The 15,171-nt window shown below is 72.6% G+C and carries 15 protein-coding genes; 7 read left to right on the top strand and 8 right to left on the bottom strand.

What is annotated here, in order from left to right; translation table 11 throughout:
• Positions 1 to 15: 15 nt before the first annotated feature.
• The 6 genes from aqpZ to ASE25_RS17480 all read left to right on the top strand — a co-directional run bounded on the left by aqpZ (position 16) and on the right by ASE25_RS17480 (position 4,611).
• Entirely contained in the window at positions 16 to 858 is an 843-nt protein-coding gene (gene aqpZ / locus ASE25_RS17505; protein ID WP_056826831.1) for an aquaporin Z, read from the top strand.
• A gap of 21 nt (positions 859 to 879) precedes the next feature.
• Positions 880 to 1,530, top strand: coding sequence for a SatD family protein (locus ASE25_RS17500; protein WP_235508733.1), 651 nt, complete (start codon positions 880 to 882; stop codon positions 1,528 to 1,530).
• Positions 1,527 to 2,369: a hypothetical protein gene (locus tag ASE25_RS17495; protein WP_056826829.1), complete on the top strand. Its 843-nt coding sequence runs from the start codon at positions 1,527 to 1,529 to the stop codon at positions 2,367 to 2,369. Before ASE25_RS17500 ends, ASE25_RS17495 begins: the two co-directional genes overlap by 4 nt.
• 40 nt (positions 2,370 to 2,409) lie before the next feature.
• The gene (locus ASE25_RS23675) at positions 2,410 to 3,072 is read left to right on the top strand and encodes a rhamnan synthesis F family protein (RefSeq protein WP_082622952.1); all 663 of its coding nucleotides are present in this window, start codon (positions 2,410 to 2,412) and stop codon (positions 3,070 to 3,072) included.
• A complete protein-coding gene (locus ASE25_RS23670; protein ID WP_255358421.1) occupies positions 2,967 to 3,443 on the top strand; it encodes a rhamnan synthesis F family protein in 477 nt (158 codons plus the stop codon). Before ASE25_RS23675 ends, ASE25_RS23670 begins: the two co-directional genes overlap by 106 nt.
• A 178-nt stretch (positions 3,444 to 3,621) precedes the next feature.
• A complete protein-coding gene (locus ASE25_RS17480) occupies positions 3,622 to 4,611 on the top strand; it encodes a malate dehydrogenase (RefSeq protein WP_056826826.1) in 990 nt (329 codons plus the stop codon).
• A gap of 74 nt (positions 4,612 to 4,685) precedes the next feature.
• Here ASE25_RS17480 and ASE25_RS17475 read toward each other — a convergent pair whose 3' ends face one another.
• The 6 genes from ASE25_RS17475 to ASE25_RS17450 form a co-directional block, all read right to left on the bottom strand.
• The gene (locus ASE25_RS17475; RefSeq protein WP_056826825.1) at positions 4,686 to 5,618 is read right to left on the bottom strand and encodes a glycosyltransferase; all 933 of its coding nucleotides are present in this window, start codon (positions 5,616 to 5,618) and stop codon (positions 4,686 to 4,688) included.
• A gap of 10 nt (positions 5,619 to 5,628) precedes the next feature.
• Positions 5,629 to 5,949 carry a DUF3017 domain-containing protein gene (locus ASE25_RS17470; protein ID WP_056826824.1) on the bottom strand — a complete coding sequence of 107 codons (321 nt, stop codon included), beginning with the start codon at positions 5,947 to 5,949 and terminating at the stop codon, positions 5,629 to 5,631.
• A 9-nt stretch (positions 5,950 to 5,958) separates the two neighbouring features.
• Complete coding sequence (locus ASE25_RS17465; protein ID WP_056826823.1) at positions 5,959 to 6,813, bottom strand: bifunctional methylenetetrahydrofolate dehydrogenase/methenyltetrahydrofolate cyclohydrolase; 855 nt, start codon at positions 6,811 to 6,813, stop codon at positions 5,959 to 5,961.
• Positions 6,814 to 6,856: 43 nt separating this feature from the next.
• Positions 6,857 to 8,059: a glycosyltransferase family 4 protein gene (locus ASE25_RS17460; RefSeq protein WP_056826822.1), complete on the bottom strand. Its 1,203-nt coding sequence runs from the start codon at positions 8,057 to 8,059 to the stop codon at positions 6,857 to 6,859.
• 171 nt (positions 8,060 to 8,230) lie between these two features.
• Positions 8,231 to 9,490 (bottom strand): NAD(P)/FAD-dependent oxidoreductase, encoded by a 1,260-nt coding sequence (locus tag ASE25_RS17455; protein ID WP_056826903.1) that lies wholly within the window; start codon positions 9,488 to 9,490, stop codon positions 8,231 to 8,233.
• Between the two features lie 60 nt (positions 9,491 to 9,550).
• Complete coding sequence (locus tag ASE25_RS17450) at positions 9,551 to 10,027, bottom strand: MarR family winged helix-turn-helix transcriptional regulator (RefSeq protein ID WP_082622951.1); 477 nt, start codon at positions 10,025 to 10,027, stop codon at positions 9,551 to 9,553.
• Positions 10,028 to 10,081: 54 nt separating this feature from the next.
• On the opposite strand from ASE25_RS17450, the gene ASE25_RS17445 reads away from it, so the two are divergent.
• Complete coding sequence (locus ASE25_RS17445; RefSeq protein WP_056826820.1) at positions 10,082 to 11,224, top strand: phosphotransferase; 1,143 nt, start codon at positions 10,082 to 10,084, stop codon at positions 11,222 to 11,224.
• A gap of 10 nt (positions 11,225 to 11,234) precedes the next feature.
• Here the strand turns inward: ASE25_RS17445 and ASE25_RS17440 are convergent, their stop codons facing one another.
• Positions 11,235 to 13,274, bottom strand: coding sequence for an ABC transporter ATP-binding protein (locus ASE25_RS17440; protein WP_082622950.1), 2,040 nt, complete (start codon positions 13,272 to 13,274; stop codon positions 11,235 to 11,237).
• Positions 13,271 to 15,169: an ABC transporter ATP-binding protein gene (locus tag ASE25_RS17435; protein WP_056826819.1), complete on the bottom strand. Its 1,899-nt coding sequence runs from the start codon at positions 15,167 to 15,169 to the stop codon at positions 13,271 to 13,273. The genes ASE25_RS17440 and ASE25_RS17435 overlap by 4 nt, the downstream gene beginning before the upstream one ends.
• Positions 15,170 to 15,171: the final 2 nt, after the last annotated feature.

Below are 15,171 nucleotides of genomic sequence, written 5' to 3'. Positions count from 1 at the left end.
TGCTGGAGGAGCCCGATGTACACCCCCAAGATGAGTTCACGCCTCGCCGTCGAGGCGCTCGGGACCTTCTGGCTCGTCTTCATCGGCTGCGGCTCGGCCATCTTCGACGCGAAGTTCGTCGCCCGGACCCTCGACGGGCAGGTCATCGACTACGGCATCGGCCACCTCGGCGTCGCCATCGCCTTCGGGCTCGCCGTGACGACCATGGCGTATGCCGTGGGGCACGTCTCCGGGGCGCACTTCAACCCCGCGGTCACGATCGGCATCGCCGTCGCGAAGCGTTTCGAGTGGCGCGAGGTGCCGGCCTACGTCGGCGCCCAGCTCGTCGGCGGCCTGCTCGCCGGCGGCGCCCTTGCCGGGCTGCTCTCCTCGACGGGACGTCCCGTCACCGGCAACCTCGCGGCCAACGGCTTCGGCATCCACTCCCCCGGCGGGTTCGCGCTCGGTGGGGTGCTCATCGTCGAGGCCCTCGTCACCGCCTTCTTCGTCTACATCGTCCTCGGCGCGACGAAGGACGACGCCCCCAGGGGCTTCGCCCCGCTCGCCATCGGCTTCGGTCTGCTCCTCGCGCACCTCGTCGCCATCCCGATCAGCAACGCCTCGATCAACCCGGCCCGCTCGACCGCCGTCGCCTTCTTCAACGGCAACGGCGCCCCGGGGCAGCTGTGGGCGTTCTGGGTGGCGCCGATCGTCGGTGGCCTCATCGCCGGCAGCACCTTCGCCTGGATCACCGGCGAGCGCCGCGACGACATGGACATCAGCGGCTCGACCGACATGGTCGAGAACGCCGCGGTCGACGACGAGGGCCGACCCGTCCTCGACGTCGACTCGGATGAAGGTCAGCGCTCTATCTCCTGAATATGAAGATATGATCTTCACATGTCAAATCTGAAGGTCGAACCTTCACCGGTGGCGCTCATCGGCGACATCGTCGAGTCCCGCACCCACCGCGAGCGCCAGGCCCTCCACAACGCCTTCGAGGCCGCCGTCGCCCGGGCCAACGCCGAGGTGCCGATCGACGACCCGGCCGTCATCACCGTCGGTGACGAGTTCCAAGGCGTCTACCCCACCCTGGGAGCGGCGCTGCGGGCCAGCTTCGTCGTCCGCACCGAGCTCTTCCCCCGGGCGGACGTCCGCTTCGGCCTCGGCCGCGGCGCCGTCACGACCCTCGACCCGGTGCGCGGCATCCACGACGGGCCCGCCTACTGGGCCGCCCGCGAGGCCATCACCGTGGCGGAGGACCGGGCGCAGCGCGCGCAGACGCGCACCTCCCGGACGGCCTACGTCGCCCCCGACGAGGCTCCGGCCACCGTCGCAGCGGTGCGGGCTGCGCTCGACTGTCTGGACTTCATGGTTGGCTCCATGTCGACCACCTCACGCGAGATCCTCGGAGGACTCATGCACGGCCACGCGCAGCACGACGTCGCCGACCGGGTCGGCATCAGCCCGTCCGCGGTCTCGCAGCGCGTGCGCCGTGACGGCATCGGGGTCGCGCTCGAGGCGATGATGACGCTCGGCGACCTGCCGTGACGTGGCTGTCGATCGTCCTCGCCGGCATCGGCGTCGGCGACATCGTCCGGTCGACGTCGTGGCGACCCGGCCGGGCCGTCGGGCACGTGGCCGCCCCGGTCGTCATCCTCGGCCTCGCGCTCGTGGCCGGGATGCACGGTTGGGCTGACCTGCTCGCTCTCGCCCTCGCCGCCGTCGCCGGGGCCGGATGGGCCGAGCTGTCGCGTCGCACCCAGATGACGGGTCGGGGCGCTCTCGCGCCGCTGGCCGTCTTCGCGGCCCTCGTCGTCGGTCTCCTCGCCTTCTCCGGGGCAGCGTCGCCGGCGGGCGGCGCGCTCGCGACGTGGCTCGGCTGGGCCGACCTCCCGGGCACCGGTCCGCTCCCTGTCGGGCGGGTCCTGCTCCTCACCGGGCTCGTCCTCTTCAACGTCGCGACGGCCAACGTCATCGTGCGCCTCGTCCTGCTCACCATCGGGGCCCTGCGCCCGTCCGACGTCACCAACGCCAACGCAGCCGCCGCGGCCGCCGCCTCCCTCACGGGGCGTGCTGCTCCGCCGACCAGCGGCCAGCCCGCCGACCGCCTCAAGGGCGGGCGCCTGCTCGGGCCCATGGAGCGCCTCGTCATCCTCGGCCTCGGCGTGGCCGGCGAGTTCGGCGCTGCCGGCCTCGTCATCGCCGCCAAGGGACTGCTCCGTTTCCCCGAGATACAGGCCGCCGCCCGCTCGGCGAGCGGCGACCCCACCGGGACGGGCTCCTACCCGGGCGGCCCCGCCGGCATCGACGACGTCACCGAGTACTTCCTCGTCGGCAGTTTCGTCAGCTGGCTCATCGCCCTCGGGTCGCTCGCCCTCACCGTCTGAGCCGTCCCCCCGCCCTCCCACACGCCTGCGCAGGAGAGACATGCCCCGCCCCACTCTCGGCCGTCGGATCCGTCGACGCCTGCGTCCGGTGCGCGCTCGCCTCCGCGAACAGCGCACCGACCTGCGGGACGTGCTGGCGGTGCGCGCCGCCCGTCGTCACCTCGACCGCCTCGACCGCCTCGACCGCCTCGACCGTCGCGGCCCTCGCGGCCGACCCCGGACCGGCGACACGGCTGCCGTCCTGCACCTCTACTACGCCGATGTGTGGCCCGCCCTCGTGCCGTCACTCGAGCGCCTCGCCCACGCGGGAGTCGACCTCTACGTCACGCTCCCCCGACAGCACTCCCACCTCGCGCCCGAGATCGAGGCAGCCCTGCCCGGCACACGGTGCGTCACCGTGCCCAACCGGGGCCGCGACGTCCTGCCCTTCCTCGTGGTGGCCGAGCACCTCGCCGACCGCGGCTACGTCGCAGCCCTCAAGATCCACGCCAAGAAGTCGCTCCACTTCGGCGCCGGCGACGTCTGGCGCGACCAGATGGTCGAGCAGCTCGTCCCCACCGACCCGGCGGCCCTGGCGGAGCTCGTCGAGGTGCTGCACTGCTCCACACCGGGGTCATCGGCCCCCGAGGCAGCTACTTCGCCCTCTCCACCTACTGGGCCGGCAACGCCGACACCGTCCGCCGCCTCGTCGAGCCGGCTGTGACGCCCGAGGCGTTGTCCCGGCTCGACGACCCGAGGGAGCTCGGCTTCTTCGCCGGGACGATGTTCTGGACCCGCCTCGACGCGATCCGTCCGCTGCTGCGCCAGGACACCCTCGGCTTCGTCCGCGAGCCCACCCCGAAGGACGGCACGCTCGCCCACGCCCTCGAGCGCGCGATGACCGTGCTGCCCGAGCTGCTGGGTCGCCGACAGTACGACTGCGACGGCACCGTGATGGCGCCCCGAGCGGTCCGCGCCGATCCGCTGCCCCAGTGGTACCGCGACGCGACCCTGGCGGCCAAGGCAGAGGAAGCCGACAAGGCAGCGAAGGCCCGCCACAACCGCGACCGCGCCCCGGGCACCGACCCGGCGTGACGGCATACGCCCTCGGGTGAGCCGTGGGCAGCGCTCACCGGGCCCGCGTGATCGTCGTCACGCCCGTTGCGTACGCATGCGGCGGGCCCGCGCTGAGCACGGGCGCCCGTCCGGACGAGCAGGTGGCCACTGATAGCGTCGGAACGTCCAGCGCCACACCGATGTGAAGGGCCTACCTGTGAGCACTACCCCCGTCAAGGTCGCCGTCACCGGCGCCGCCGGCCAGATCGGCTACAGCCTCCTGTTCCGCATCGCGAGCGGTGCCCTGCTCGGGCCCGACGCCCCGGTGGAGCTGCGCCTGCTCGAGATCACCCCCGCGCTCAAGGCGCTCGAGGGTGTCGTCATGGAGCTCGACGACTGCGCCTTCCCGACCCTCGCCGGCGTCCAGATCGGCGACGACGCGACGAAGGTCTTCGACGGCGTCAACCACGCCCTCCTCGTCGGCGCGCGCCCCCGCGGCCCGGGCATGGAGCGCGGTGACCTCCTCGAGGCCAACGGCGGCATCTTCGCCCCGCAGGGCAAGGCCCTGAACGAGGTCGCAGCCGACGACATCCGCATCACGGTGACCGGCAACCCGGCCAACACCAACGCGCTCATCGCCATGAGCAACGCCCCCGACATCCCGACCGAGCGCTTCTCGGCCCTGACGCGCCTCGACCACAACCGCGCGATCAGCCAGCTCGCCGCCAAGCTCGGCGTGCCGGTCACCGAGATCAAGAAGATGACGATCTGGGGCAACCACTCCGCGACCCAGTACCCCGACCTCTTCCACGCCGAGGTCGGTGGCCGCAACGCCGCCGAGGCCGTCGGCGACCAGGACTGGCTGGCCGGCACGTTCATCCCGACCGTCGCCAAGCGCGGCGCGGCGATCATCGAGGCGCGCGGCGCCAGCTCGGCCGCATCGGCCGCCTCCGCGACCATCGACCACGCCCGCACGTGGGTGCAGGGCACGCCCGACGGCGACTGGGTCTCGATGGCCGTGCACTCCGACGGCTCCTACGGCGTGCAGGAGGGGCTCATCTCCTCCTTCCCCGTCACCGTCAAGGACGGCGCGTGGAGCATCGTCCAGGGCCTGGACATCGACGACTTCTCGCGCGGCAAGATCGACGCCTCGGTCGCCGAGCTCGCCGAGGAGCGCGACGCCGTCAAGGGTCTCGGCCTCATCTGAGCCGACCGCTCACGCCGAAGGGCGCCGTCCACCACGAGGTGGGCGGCGCCCTTCGCGTATGCCGTGTGTCCGGGTCAGCGACGCCAGCCCAGCCGGGCGGCTCTCGCCTTGACGGCCTCGGTCAGCGAGGGCGACATGCCCTGCGGCCGCACGTGCGTGCCGCGCAGCCGCCAGTACTTCGCCTCGACGAGCTTCGTCAGCTCGCCGGGGTGGCGCACCCACAGGCGAACGAGCCGGACCCGGTGGACTGCCTTCTGGCGCAACAGGTCCCACGTCGGCACGTCCCGTTCGTAGACGAGCTCGAGGTCGAATCGCTCGTTGACGACGCGGGGTGAGATCCGGGCGCCCACCGTCATGTTGAGCAGGTTGGTGCCGTGGATGACCTGCACCCACATCGGCGGCGCACTCACCTCCCGGAGAGGACCCCACTCGCGTGCGCGGGCGTGCCGGGCGGCATACACGGTGCGCGGCGTCGTCTCGGCGCGGCGGCGCTCGACGAGCGTGAGGAACGGGCTCGAGAGCTGGTCGTAGAGGTAGGTGGCGCCGCTCCGGTCGATCTGGATGCCGCGCGGGAAGTCGACGAAGAGGCCGTCCATCGGTGCGAACTCGCCCTGCGCGGCCGCCATGAAGTCGCGCGCGATGGCGTCGTCGCTGTCGAGGCGGGTCGTCAGGAGCCAGGGCGAAGCGTTGTCCGCCGGGCTGCGCTCGGCGATCGCGCGCCCGAAGATCGACGGCGTCCACCGCTCGTGGCTCCAGACCGGGGTGAACGTGCCCTCGGCGAGAGCCTCGACGTCAGCGCGGAAGTCGTCGCTGCAGCGGTCGTCGAAGAGGACGAGCCAGGTGAAGTCCGCGCCCTGCTGGCTGCGCACCGAGGACCAGCAGGCGTCGACGAAGAAGCCGAGGCGGTAGCGCAGCCACTCCTCCTGCGCCGGGACGTCGGCCGAGAAGACCGCGCTGAAGCGGGTCAGGAGGTAGTGCTCGAACGCCGGGGGCGCAGGGCTCGGCACGGTCGCCCGGTCAGCGCGCGGTGCGGCCGACGGAGGTGCGGTCGGGCACGTCGGCGCGGACGTTGACGGTGGCCGACGCGATGATCACCCCGATGCCCAGCGTCAGCAGGATGACGACGTCGAGGGTGCGGGAGCGGACGTTGAGCCCACCCGCCTTGCGCGAGGGTCGGGCCACGAGCCGGATCAGCGCGCCGAGGAAGAACGCCCCGGCCATGATGCGTCCGCCCCACCGGACGTCGAGGAAGGCGATGACGAGGACACCGACGGCGGCCAGGCCGGCGACGAGGTACCACCAGCCGAGGACGACGAAGCCACTACCCCGCCACTGCATCGGGGCCGCTCAGGCGCCGGACGCGACCGAGGACTCGGCCGCCTCGACGATGTTGGTGAGCAGCAGTGCCCGGGTCATCGGGCCGACGCCGCCCGGGTTGGGGCTGACCCACCCGGCGACCTCGGCGACGTCGAGGGCGACGTCGCCGGCGATCTTGCCGTCGACGCGACTCACGCCGACGTCGAGCACCGCGGCTCCGGGCTTGACCATGGCCTTGGTGATGATGCCGGGCACGCCGGCCGCGGCGATGACGATGTCAGCCTGCCGCACCTCGGCGGCGAGGTCCTTGGTGCCCGTGTGGCAGAGCGTCACGGTGGCGTTCTCGCTCTTGCGGGTGAGGATGAGGCCGAGCGGGCGGCCCACGGTGAGGCCGCGCCCGATGACGACGACCTTGGCGCCCGCGATCGGCACGTCGTGACGGCGGAGCAGCTCGATGCAGCCCATCGGCGTGCACGGGAGCGGGGCCGGCTTGCCGAGCGCGAGCCAGCCGAGGTTCATCGGGTGCAGGCCGTCGACGTCCTTGCTCGGGTCGACGCGCGAGAGCAGCGCCATCTCGTCGAGGCCGGTCGGCTGCTGGACGAGAAAGCCGGTGCATGTCGGATCGGCGTTGAGCTCGTCGATGACGGCCTCGACCTCGGCCTGGCTGGCGGTGGCCGGAAGGTCACGGCGCAGGCTCGTGATGCCGATCTCGGCGCAGTCCTTGTGCTTGGCGTTGACGTACCAGTGGCTGCCCGGGTCGTCGCCGACGAGCACCGTGCCGAGGCCGGGCACGACCCCCTGCTCGCGGAGGCGAGCGACCCGCTGGGTCAGCTCGACCTTGATCGCCTTGAGGGTGGCCTTGCCGTCGAGGATCTGTGCCGTCACGGTGGACATCCTGCCACCCCTGCCCGCGCGGCGTGCTCGCGGCTCAGTCGGCCAGCAGGCGCATCAGCTCGGCGACGTTGCGCTCCCACGTCATGGACTCGGCCCGCGTGCGCAGGGCCTGCCCGCGGCTGACCCGCTCGGTCGGGCACGTGACGAGCGCGTGGAGCGCGTCGGCGAAGTGCACGGTGTCGCGCGGGTCGACGTAGACGCCGTCGGGCCCGAGGTACTCCGGTATGCCGCCGCTGCGGGCCGAGACCACCGGCAGCCCCGAGGCCATCGCCTCGGTGACCACCTGACCGGCCGGCTCCTGCCACTCGACGGGCATCGCGAAGACGTCGGCCGCACCGTAGACGGCGGGCAGCGCGCGCCGGTCGACGAACGGGGTGAACCGCACGAGATCCCCGAGCGGCGCGGCAGCGCGCCGCAGCGCGAGCTCGTAGGCCGAGAGTCCGTCGGCAGGACGGAGCCCGGCCGAGCCGACGACGTGGACCCGGAAGTCTCGGGTGCGCCTGGCCAGCACCTCCGCGGCGGCGACGAGGTGGTGGACCCCCTTGTGCGGCATGACGTTGCCGACGGACAGGATCGTCACCGGCGCACCGGGGACGCGCGGGACGGGCCGGAAGGTCTCGGAGTCGACGCCGTTGCGCAGGACGTGCAGGTTCTCGGGTCGGTGGCCGATCCGGTCGACGATGGTCGCGACGAGGTGGTCGCTGACGGCCACGGTGACGTGGGTGCGTGCGATGACCCGTCGGATCTCCGAGGGGCGCCACGAGCGGAAGACGTCGTTGCCGAGGTGGAGCACCACCTTGCCGCCGAACCGGCGGACGAGCCGGTCGGTCACGGCGCCGGCGTAGTTGTAGACGACGAGAGCCTCCGCGTCGGCGGGGACGGCGTCGAGCGCCTCCCGGTGGAACCGCGCGACGAGCGGTCGGCGCCCGACGGTGACACCGCATACGGCATCGACGCGTCGCTCGAGGTCGGTGAACCACTCGCGCCGGGTCGAGCGCGCCGACGCGTAGCGCACGAGCGTGCCGTCGTCGTAGTCGTGCCGGCGACGGTCGCTGACGACGACGTAGGTGCGGCCACCGAGCGACTCGTGGGCGCGCGCCTGCGCGTTGATCTTCGTCGACATGGCGTTGCCCGTCGCCGTCGAGTACTCCGAGAAGACATAGGCGAGCTGGGCCACCGGGCTGACGAGCGGCACCGTCGCTGAGGACGCGTGCTCGTGCTGCCTCGAGGGGTCCATCGTCCTCACTCCTGCATCGCGCGGGCCCCGAGAACGCGTGGCACGCCGCCACGGTCAGAGCGTACGAGACGCACGAGCCGCACGTGAGCACAACGGACACAACAGGACCGGCCCCGACGTCGGCGACGTCGGGGCCGGGACGGCGGCTCAGCTGGGTGAGACCAGGTCAGGTCAGGTCAGGTCGGCGAGGGGGACGTCGGCATCGGTGAGCCGGTCCCGGTCGACGACGGTGCGGTCGCGCACGAGCCGCTGGACGTCGTCGATCGTGTCCCAGACGTTGACATGCATGCCCGCGAGCACGCGCACGCCGTCCCCCTCGGGCACGACCCAGAACGCCATGAACTCGTTGCTCGACGGCTCGCCGCGCAGCAGCACCTCGGCGTCGGACCCGCGCGGGACGTAGCCGGCGTACTCGAGGCCGATGTCGTACTGGTCGGAGAAGAAGAACGGGATCGGGTCGTAGGTGACGTCCTGGCCCGCCATCGAGCGACCCGCCGCGAGCCCGCCGTCGTGGGCGTTGGCCCAGTGCTCGACGCGGACGTTCGTGTCGAGCGCCGTGGAACGCCAGCTCGCGACGTCACCGGCCGCCCACACGCCCTCGGCCGACGTGCGCAGCGCCTCGTCCGTCGTGATGCCGTTGGCGGTGTCGATGCCGGCGCCCTCGGCAAGCCCGGTGTTGGGCGTGATGCCGACCCCGACGACGACGGCATCGGCCGGGAGGGTGTCGCCGGACGTCGTGACGACGCCCGTCACCGCGGTCTCGCCCTCGATGCGCTCGACGCCGTCGCCGAACCGGAACTCGACCCCGTGCCCCCGGTGTAGCTGCGCGAACCAGCCCCCGACCTGCTCGCCCATGACGCCGAGGAGGGGTGCGGCCTGGGGCTCGATGACGGTGACGCTGCAGCTGGCGTCGCGGGCCGCCGCGGCGACCTCGAGGCCGATCCACCCGGCGCCCACGATGATGATGCGGGCCCCGTCGGTCAAGCGCGCCTTGAGCGCCTCGGACTCCTGCATCTCACGGAGGTAGAGCACGCCGTCGAGGTCCGCGCCGGGCACGTCGAGCGCGCGTGCCGACGATCCCGTCGCGATGAGCAGCCGCTCGTAGGAAAGCGCGTCGCCGTCGGCGAGCGTCAGCACGTGCTGCTCGGCGTCGAGAGACGTGGCGGGTCTGCCGAGTCGCAGCTCGACCCCCTGCTCGGCGTACCAGTCGCGGTCGTGGGTGAAGGCCGACTCCATCTCGTCCTCGCCCTTGAGCACGGCCTTGGACAGCGGCGGCCGCTCGTAGGGCAGCCGGTCCTCCTCCGTCACGAGGACGATGGCACCGTCCGTGTCGCTCTCGCGGATCCCCTCGATGGCCTTCGCCGCGGCGAGCCCTCCGCCGACGATGAGGTATGCCGTGCGCCCCTGCTGTCCGGTCGTGTCAGTGGTCATGTCCACACCTTCACACGCGCGCCCGTGCCCGTCGAGACCCACGCCGTCGGTTCGCTCGGTTCACCACGTGACGTCGCGGCCGAGCTCCCGCATCGTCACGAGCATCGCGTCGTAGCGGGCCCGACCGACCTCGGCGCTGAGCCGGTCCTCGGCCTCCGCGATGAGCGCGAGGGTCTGGTCGACGACGGCATCGCCGGCGGGGGTCCGTGCCACCCAGCGCACGCGGCGGTCCTTCTCGCTCGGGCTGCTCTGCACGAGGCCCAGCTCCTCGAGGGTGTCGACGAGCTGACCGATGGCCTGCTTCGTGACGCCGGCGCGGGACGCGAGGTCGGTGACCCGCAGGCCGTCGGCCGGGATGATCTGGAGCAGCCGCGCCCGGCGACCACCGATCGCCTCGAGGTCCGGGGGCGCGATGGCCCGCATCTCCCGGGACAGCCTGCGCCCCAAGGCATCCGACCAGCGGAAGAGGTGGTCGGGGAGGTCGTCGTCCGCACCCGCGGGTGCGGACGGCATACCTACGCTCTTGCCTCGCGCCATGCTCCGACCCTATCCTCGAAATGGTCAAGACGCTTTACTTTCTGAGGGGGACTCATGTCAGTCGACATCACCGGTGTCACGGCACGGCTGGCCCGTGTCCCCGTCGACGCCGTCACGCTGTCGCCGATCGACTACGACTGGGGCTCGCCCGCGACGGCGGGGCTGTGGCACGCCTCGGCCGCGGGCCCGGACGGCGGCGAGGCCGTGTGGTTCGTCAAGCTGCTGCGCCACCCGCGCCTCTGGCCCGGTCTCGTCCACGTGCCCGAAGGACCCCTCCGCGACTCGTTCGTCGACTTCTTCCCGTGGCGCTTCGAGCTCGACATGACGCTGTCGGGGATCGACGAGGTGCTGCCACCCGGCATGCGGATGCCCGCACTGCACCATCACGAGGTCTTCGACGATGACCACATCGGGCTCTGGTGGGAGTTCGTCGACGAGCGCCGCGGCCCGTGGACGATCGACGAGCTCGCCCGTGCGGCAAGGCTGCTCGGGCGGCTAGCCGCCCGTCGCCGGTCGGGCGCACCCGTCAACGACCGTCTCCCGGAGACGTGCTGGCTCCCCGACGGTGCGGCGCTGCGCTACCTCGTCGAGGGCCGGGTGCTGATCGGGGCCGGCACCGACCTCGCCGACGACGACCTCTGGTCGCGGCCCGCTCTCGCCGAGGCCCTCCGTGACCCGGGGGACCCAGGTCTGCGTGACGAGCTGCGGGAGCTCCTCCCGCTGGTCCTGGACGTCCTCGCCGAGCTCGAGGCCCTCCCCCAGACCTATGCCCACGGTGACGCGAGCATCCAGAACATCCTCATCTGCAACGGCGAGGACGACCTCGTGGTCATCGACTGGGGCTTCGGCTCGCCGCTCGCCGTCGGCTTCGACCTCGGCCAGCTGCTCGTCGGACCCATGCATGCGGGGCTGACCCCGGCGTCCGACATCGCGCGCATCGACGCCGCGATCTTCGACGCCTACCTGGGTGGCCTCGCTGACGAGGGCTACGCCGCCGACCCGGAGGACGTGCGCTTCGGCTACCTCGGGTCCCTCTTCGCGCGCTCGCTCTTCACGGCCCTGCCGACCGTCGAGCTGCGCGGCCCGGACTCGGACTCGCTGCGTCGGACGGCGCGTGAGCGGGTGGTCCTGACCCGGGCCATGCTCGACCTCACGGCTCCGGTCGTACGCCGCCGCCTGGCCCGCGTGGACGCCTGACCTCCCGCAGTCAGGACGTCCAGGCCCGCCAGAGGGCGGCGTACTCCCCGTCCTGCTCGACGAGCTCGTCGTGGCTGCCGAGCTCGGCGACCCGCCCGTCGATGACGACCGCGATGCGGTCGGCGTCGTGCGCCGTGTGGAGGCGGTGCGCGATCGCGACGACGGTGCGCCCGGTGAGCAGCGCGTTCATCGAACCCTCGAGGTGTCGGGCGGTGCGCGGGTCGATGAGCGATGTCGCCTCGTCGAGGACGATGGTGTGCGGGTCGGCGAGGATGAGTCGGGCCAGGGCGATCTGCTGGGCGCGGCCCGGGGACAGCACCTGGTGGCCCGAGCCGAGCTTGGTGTCCAGGCCCTCCGGGAGCCGCTCGACCCACTCGAGGGCGTCGACGGCGCGCAGGGCCTCGCGGACCTCCTCGTCGGTCGAGCCCTCGCGCGCCAGCACGACGTTGTCGCGCACCGACCCGATGAAGACGTGGTGCTCCTGGGTGACGAGGGCGACCTCGGTGCGCAGCTGGTCGAGCGGGAGCGACGTCAGCTCGACGCCGCCGACCGTCACCGACCCGGTGCGGGGGCCGTGGATGCCCGACAGCAGGCGACCCAGCGTCGACTTGCCGGAGCCGCTCGGACCGACGATCGCGAGGCGCTCCCCCGTGCCGAGGTCGAGGTCGATGCCGTGCAGCACGTCGTGACCGGCGCGGTAGGCGTAGCGCAGGTCGGTGCCGACGAGCTCGGGCCCGGTGGGTCGGTCGGCGCCCGCCTCACGGTCGGGCGGGACGGTCGCGATGCCGAGCAGTCGGGTCGTCGACGCGATGCCGACCTGGACCCGGTCGACGGTGTGCACGAGCATGTCGAACGGCCCCCACAGCGCCTCGGTGTAGAGGATCGCCGTGGTGATCTGACCGAGGGTGGCCCAGCCCTGGGCGTAGCCGATGGCGCCGAGGAGCAGCACGAGCACCCGCGGCAGGCTGAAGGCGATGTCCATGACGGCGAAGAGCAGGTTGCGCAGCGTCATCGTGTAGCGCTCGGCCTGGCCGGACACCTCGATGTCCTCGTCGCCGCGACGCAGGCGGTGACGCGTCAGGCCCAGGGCCTCGACGGTGCGGGCGCCCTCCACGGTCTCGGTGAGCGTGGTGTTGATGCGCGAGTAGGTGCCGCCCTCGGTGAGGTAGCCCTTCGGCGCGCGCCCGAGGTAGCGGCGCACCTGGAAGAGCGCGAGCGACATGAGGACGATCGACGGCAACGACAGCAGCGGCGCGTTGCTCACCATGGCGACGAGGGTCAGCACGACGGTGATGCTCGCGATGATGGCCTCGGGCAGCGCCCAGCGCACGCTCTCGCTCATCGTGCCGACGTCGCGGGTGACTCGCGTGACGAGGTCGCCGGAGCTCGCACTCTCGACGCGTGAGAGCGGCAGCCGCAGGATCGCGTGCACGATGTACTCGCGGGCCGTCGCGAGGACACTCTGGCCGAGCACCGTCGAGGAGATCTTGGCCGCGAAGGTGAACGCGCTCTGCACGACGACGAGCCCGGCGACGACGAGCGCCGCGGAGTTGGCCCCGGCCATGGCGGCGTCGACCCGGCCCGCCTCGACGTCGGCGACCGTCGAGTCGACGAGCTCACCGAGCAGACGCGGCACGAGCAGGCCCGCCGTGGCGGCGAGCGCGTTGGCGAGGACGACGGCGACGACGAGGAGCCGCTCCTGCGAGAGGAGCCCGCCGATGAAGCGCACGACGCGTGCGTTGTCGGCGATGGGCAGGCCGGTGCGGGCGTTCATCGTGTCGGCGACGAACTCCTGGGCCCGCCGCTCGCGCAGCAGGTGGCGCCGGTGCAGCGCGCTGAGCCGCTCCCCGACCGAGGCGGACTGCGGCGGCCGCAGCTCGTCGGGCACGGCGGGTGCGTGGATGGCGGAGTCCCAGGTGCGGGCGGACTCGGCTGCGAGCACCTCGGGCAGCAGCGAGACCCACGTGGCGTCCGCGACGTCCGTGGTGTCAGCGATGCCGGCGGCGTCCGGGGCGCCGGTCGTCGCGACCGTGCTGTCGGCGCGGCTCATCGGGACTCCTCGGCGAGGTGGGAGAGGACGGACGGGTCGGCGTCGCCGCCGCGGACGACGACCGAGCGGTAGGCCGGCGAGTCGGCGAGCAGGTCGGCGTGCCGACCGTGGGCGGTCGCGACCCCACCCTCGAGGAGGATGACCTCGTCGGCGTGGTGGAGCAGCAGCGGCGAGGCGGTCATGACGACCGTGGTGCGCCCCGCCCGGTGCTCCCCGAGACGGGACGCGATGCGGACCTCGGTGTGGGCGTCGACGGCCGAGGTGGGCTCGACGAGCACGAGGACGTCGGGATCGGCGGCGAGGGCGCGCATCAGCACGAGCCGCTGGCGCTGACCACCGGACAGCCCCCGTCCGCGCTCCTCGAGCTCGCCCTGCCACCCACCCGGGAGGGCGTCGAAGACGTCGTCGGCGGCGGCGGTGTGCAGCGCCCGCTCGGCCTGCTCCCGCGTCAGCCGGCCGAGCGGGTCGACGGCCGAGCGCAGGGTACCCGCGAACACCTGGGGCGAGGTGTCGCTGACGAGGACGCGACGGCGTACCTCGTCGAGCTCCACGCGGGAGAGGTCGACGCCGCCGACGGTGACGCCCCACGGCTGACGAGCCCGCTCCTCGTCGCGGCGGGCCTGCTCCTCCCGGGCCCTGGCGCGCGCCGAGCGCTCCCGCTTGGCGGCGCGGCCCTTGAGCTCCTCGGGGATCTCGTCGCTGACGAGAGCGCCCTCGTCGCTGGGCAGGTAGCGGCCGAGGCGGTCGGCGAGGGCCGCGGAGTCGTCGGGCACGGCCGAGACGACCATCGTGAGGATGCCCGGTCGGATGGTCGCCCCGGACGTCCCGTCGACGATCTCGGCGCCCGTGTCGAGGCCGGCCGGCTCGTCGGGGTGCACCCACGGCGGGCGCTGCGACAGGACGGCGACGGCCTTGCGCGCGGAGACCACCGAGCGGGTCCACTTCTGGGCGAACTCGACGAAGGTGCGCATCGGCTGGACGAGGAAGAGGCCGTAGCCGAGGAAGCTGACGAGCTGCCCCACCGTGAGCCGGCCCTGCGCGACCTCGCGCGTGCCGAGCCACATCAGGGCGACGACGAAGCCACCGGAGAGGAGGACGCCGACGGACTCGACGGCGGCGAGCCAGCGACCGGCCGAGACGCCGGACCGGCGCACGCGCTGGGACTGCCCGGCGTAGTTGCCGCCGAAGGTCTCCTCACCGCCGATGCCGCGCAGGATCCGCAGGCCGCCGACGATGTCGGTCGCCATCGACGTCAGCTCGGAGTTGCGGGAGCGCTCGACGCCCTGCCAGCGCTGCATCGGCCGCAGCAGCGGCGTGCCGAGGACGACGAGCAGCGGCGCCGAGACGAGCACGAGGACGCCCATGCGCACCGACGTGCTGAGCACGATGGCGGCCACGACGAGATAGGCGGCGAGCTGCGAGATGGCCCGCGTGCTGATCTCCATGAGGGCACCGAACTGGTCACCGTCGCTGCCCGAGACCGACAGCACCTCGCCGGTCGGCGTGCGCCGGGTCAGCACGTGGCCGAGCTGGAGCGCCTTGCGCGTGACGAGCTTCGTCGTGCCGTAGAGGGCGATGAGCCACTCGCGGACGATGACCGTGTGGAAGAGGATGCCGCTGCACGCGCCGACGAGGGTGACGGCACCCAGCACCAGGACCCACTGCATCGTCGCCGACGGGTCGCCCGCGACGATGCCGGTGTCGATGGCGCGGCCCACGATCCACGGCCCGACCGTCTGCGGCACCATCCAGATGAGGGCGACGAGCAGCCCGGCCCAGAACAGGCCGCCGTTCTGCCGCACCATCCACCAGAGGAAGGCCCGCGGCGAGCGGGTGTCGGGCGCCTCGGCGCCTCGGTCGGTGTAGGCCCGGATCGGGGGCGGAAAGTCTCGCATGG

Origin of the sequence: Terrabacter sp. Root85, from assembly GCF_001429185.1 — a bacterium.
In the GTDB taxonomy this organism is placed as follows: Bacteria; Actinomycetota; Actinomycetes; order Actinomycetales; family Dermatophilaceae; genus Terrabacter.
Note: the sequence above shows the minus strand (reverse complement) of the source record. Positions and strands in the feature narration are given on the sequence as shown.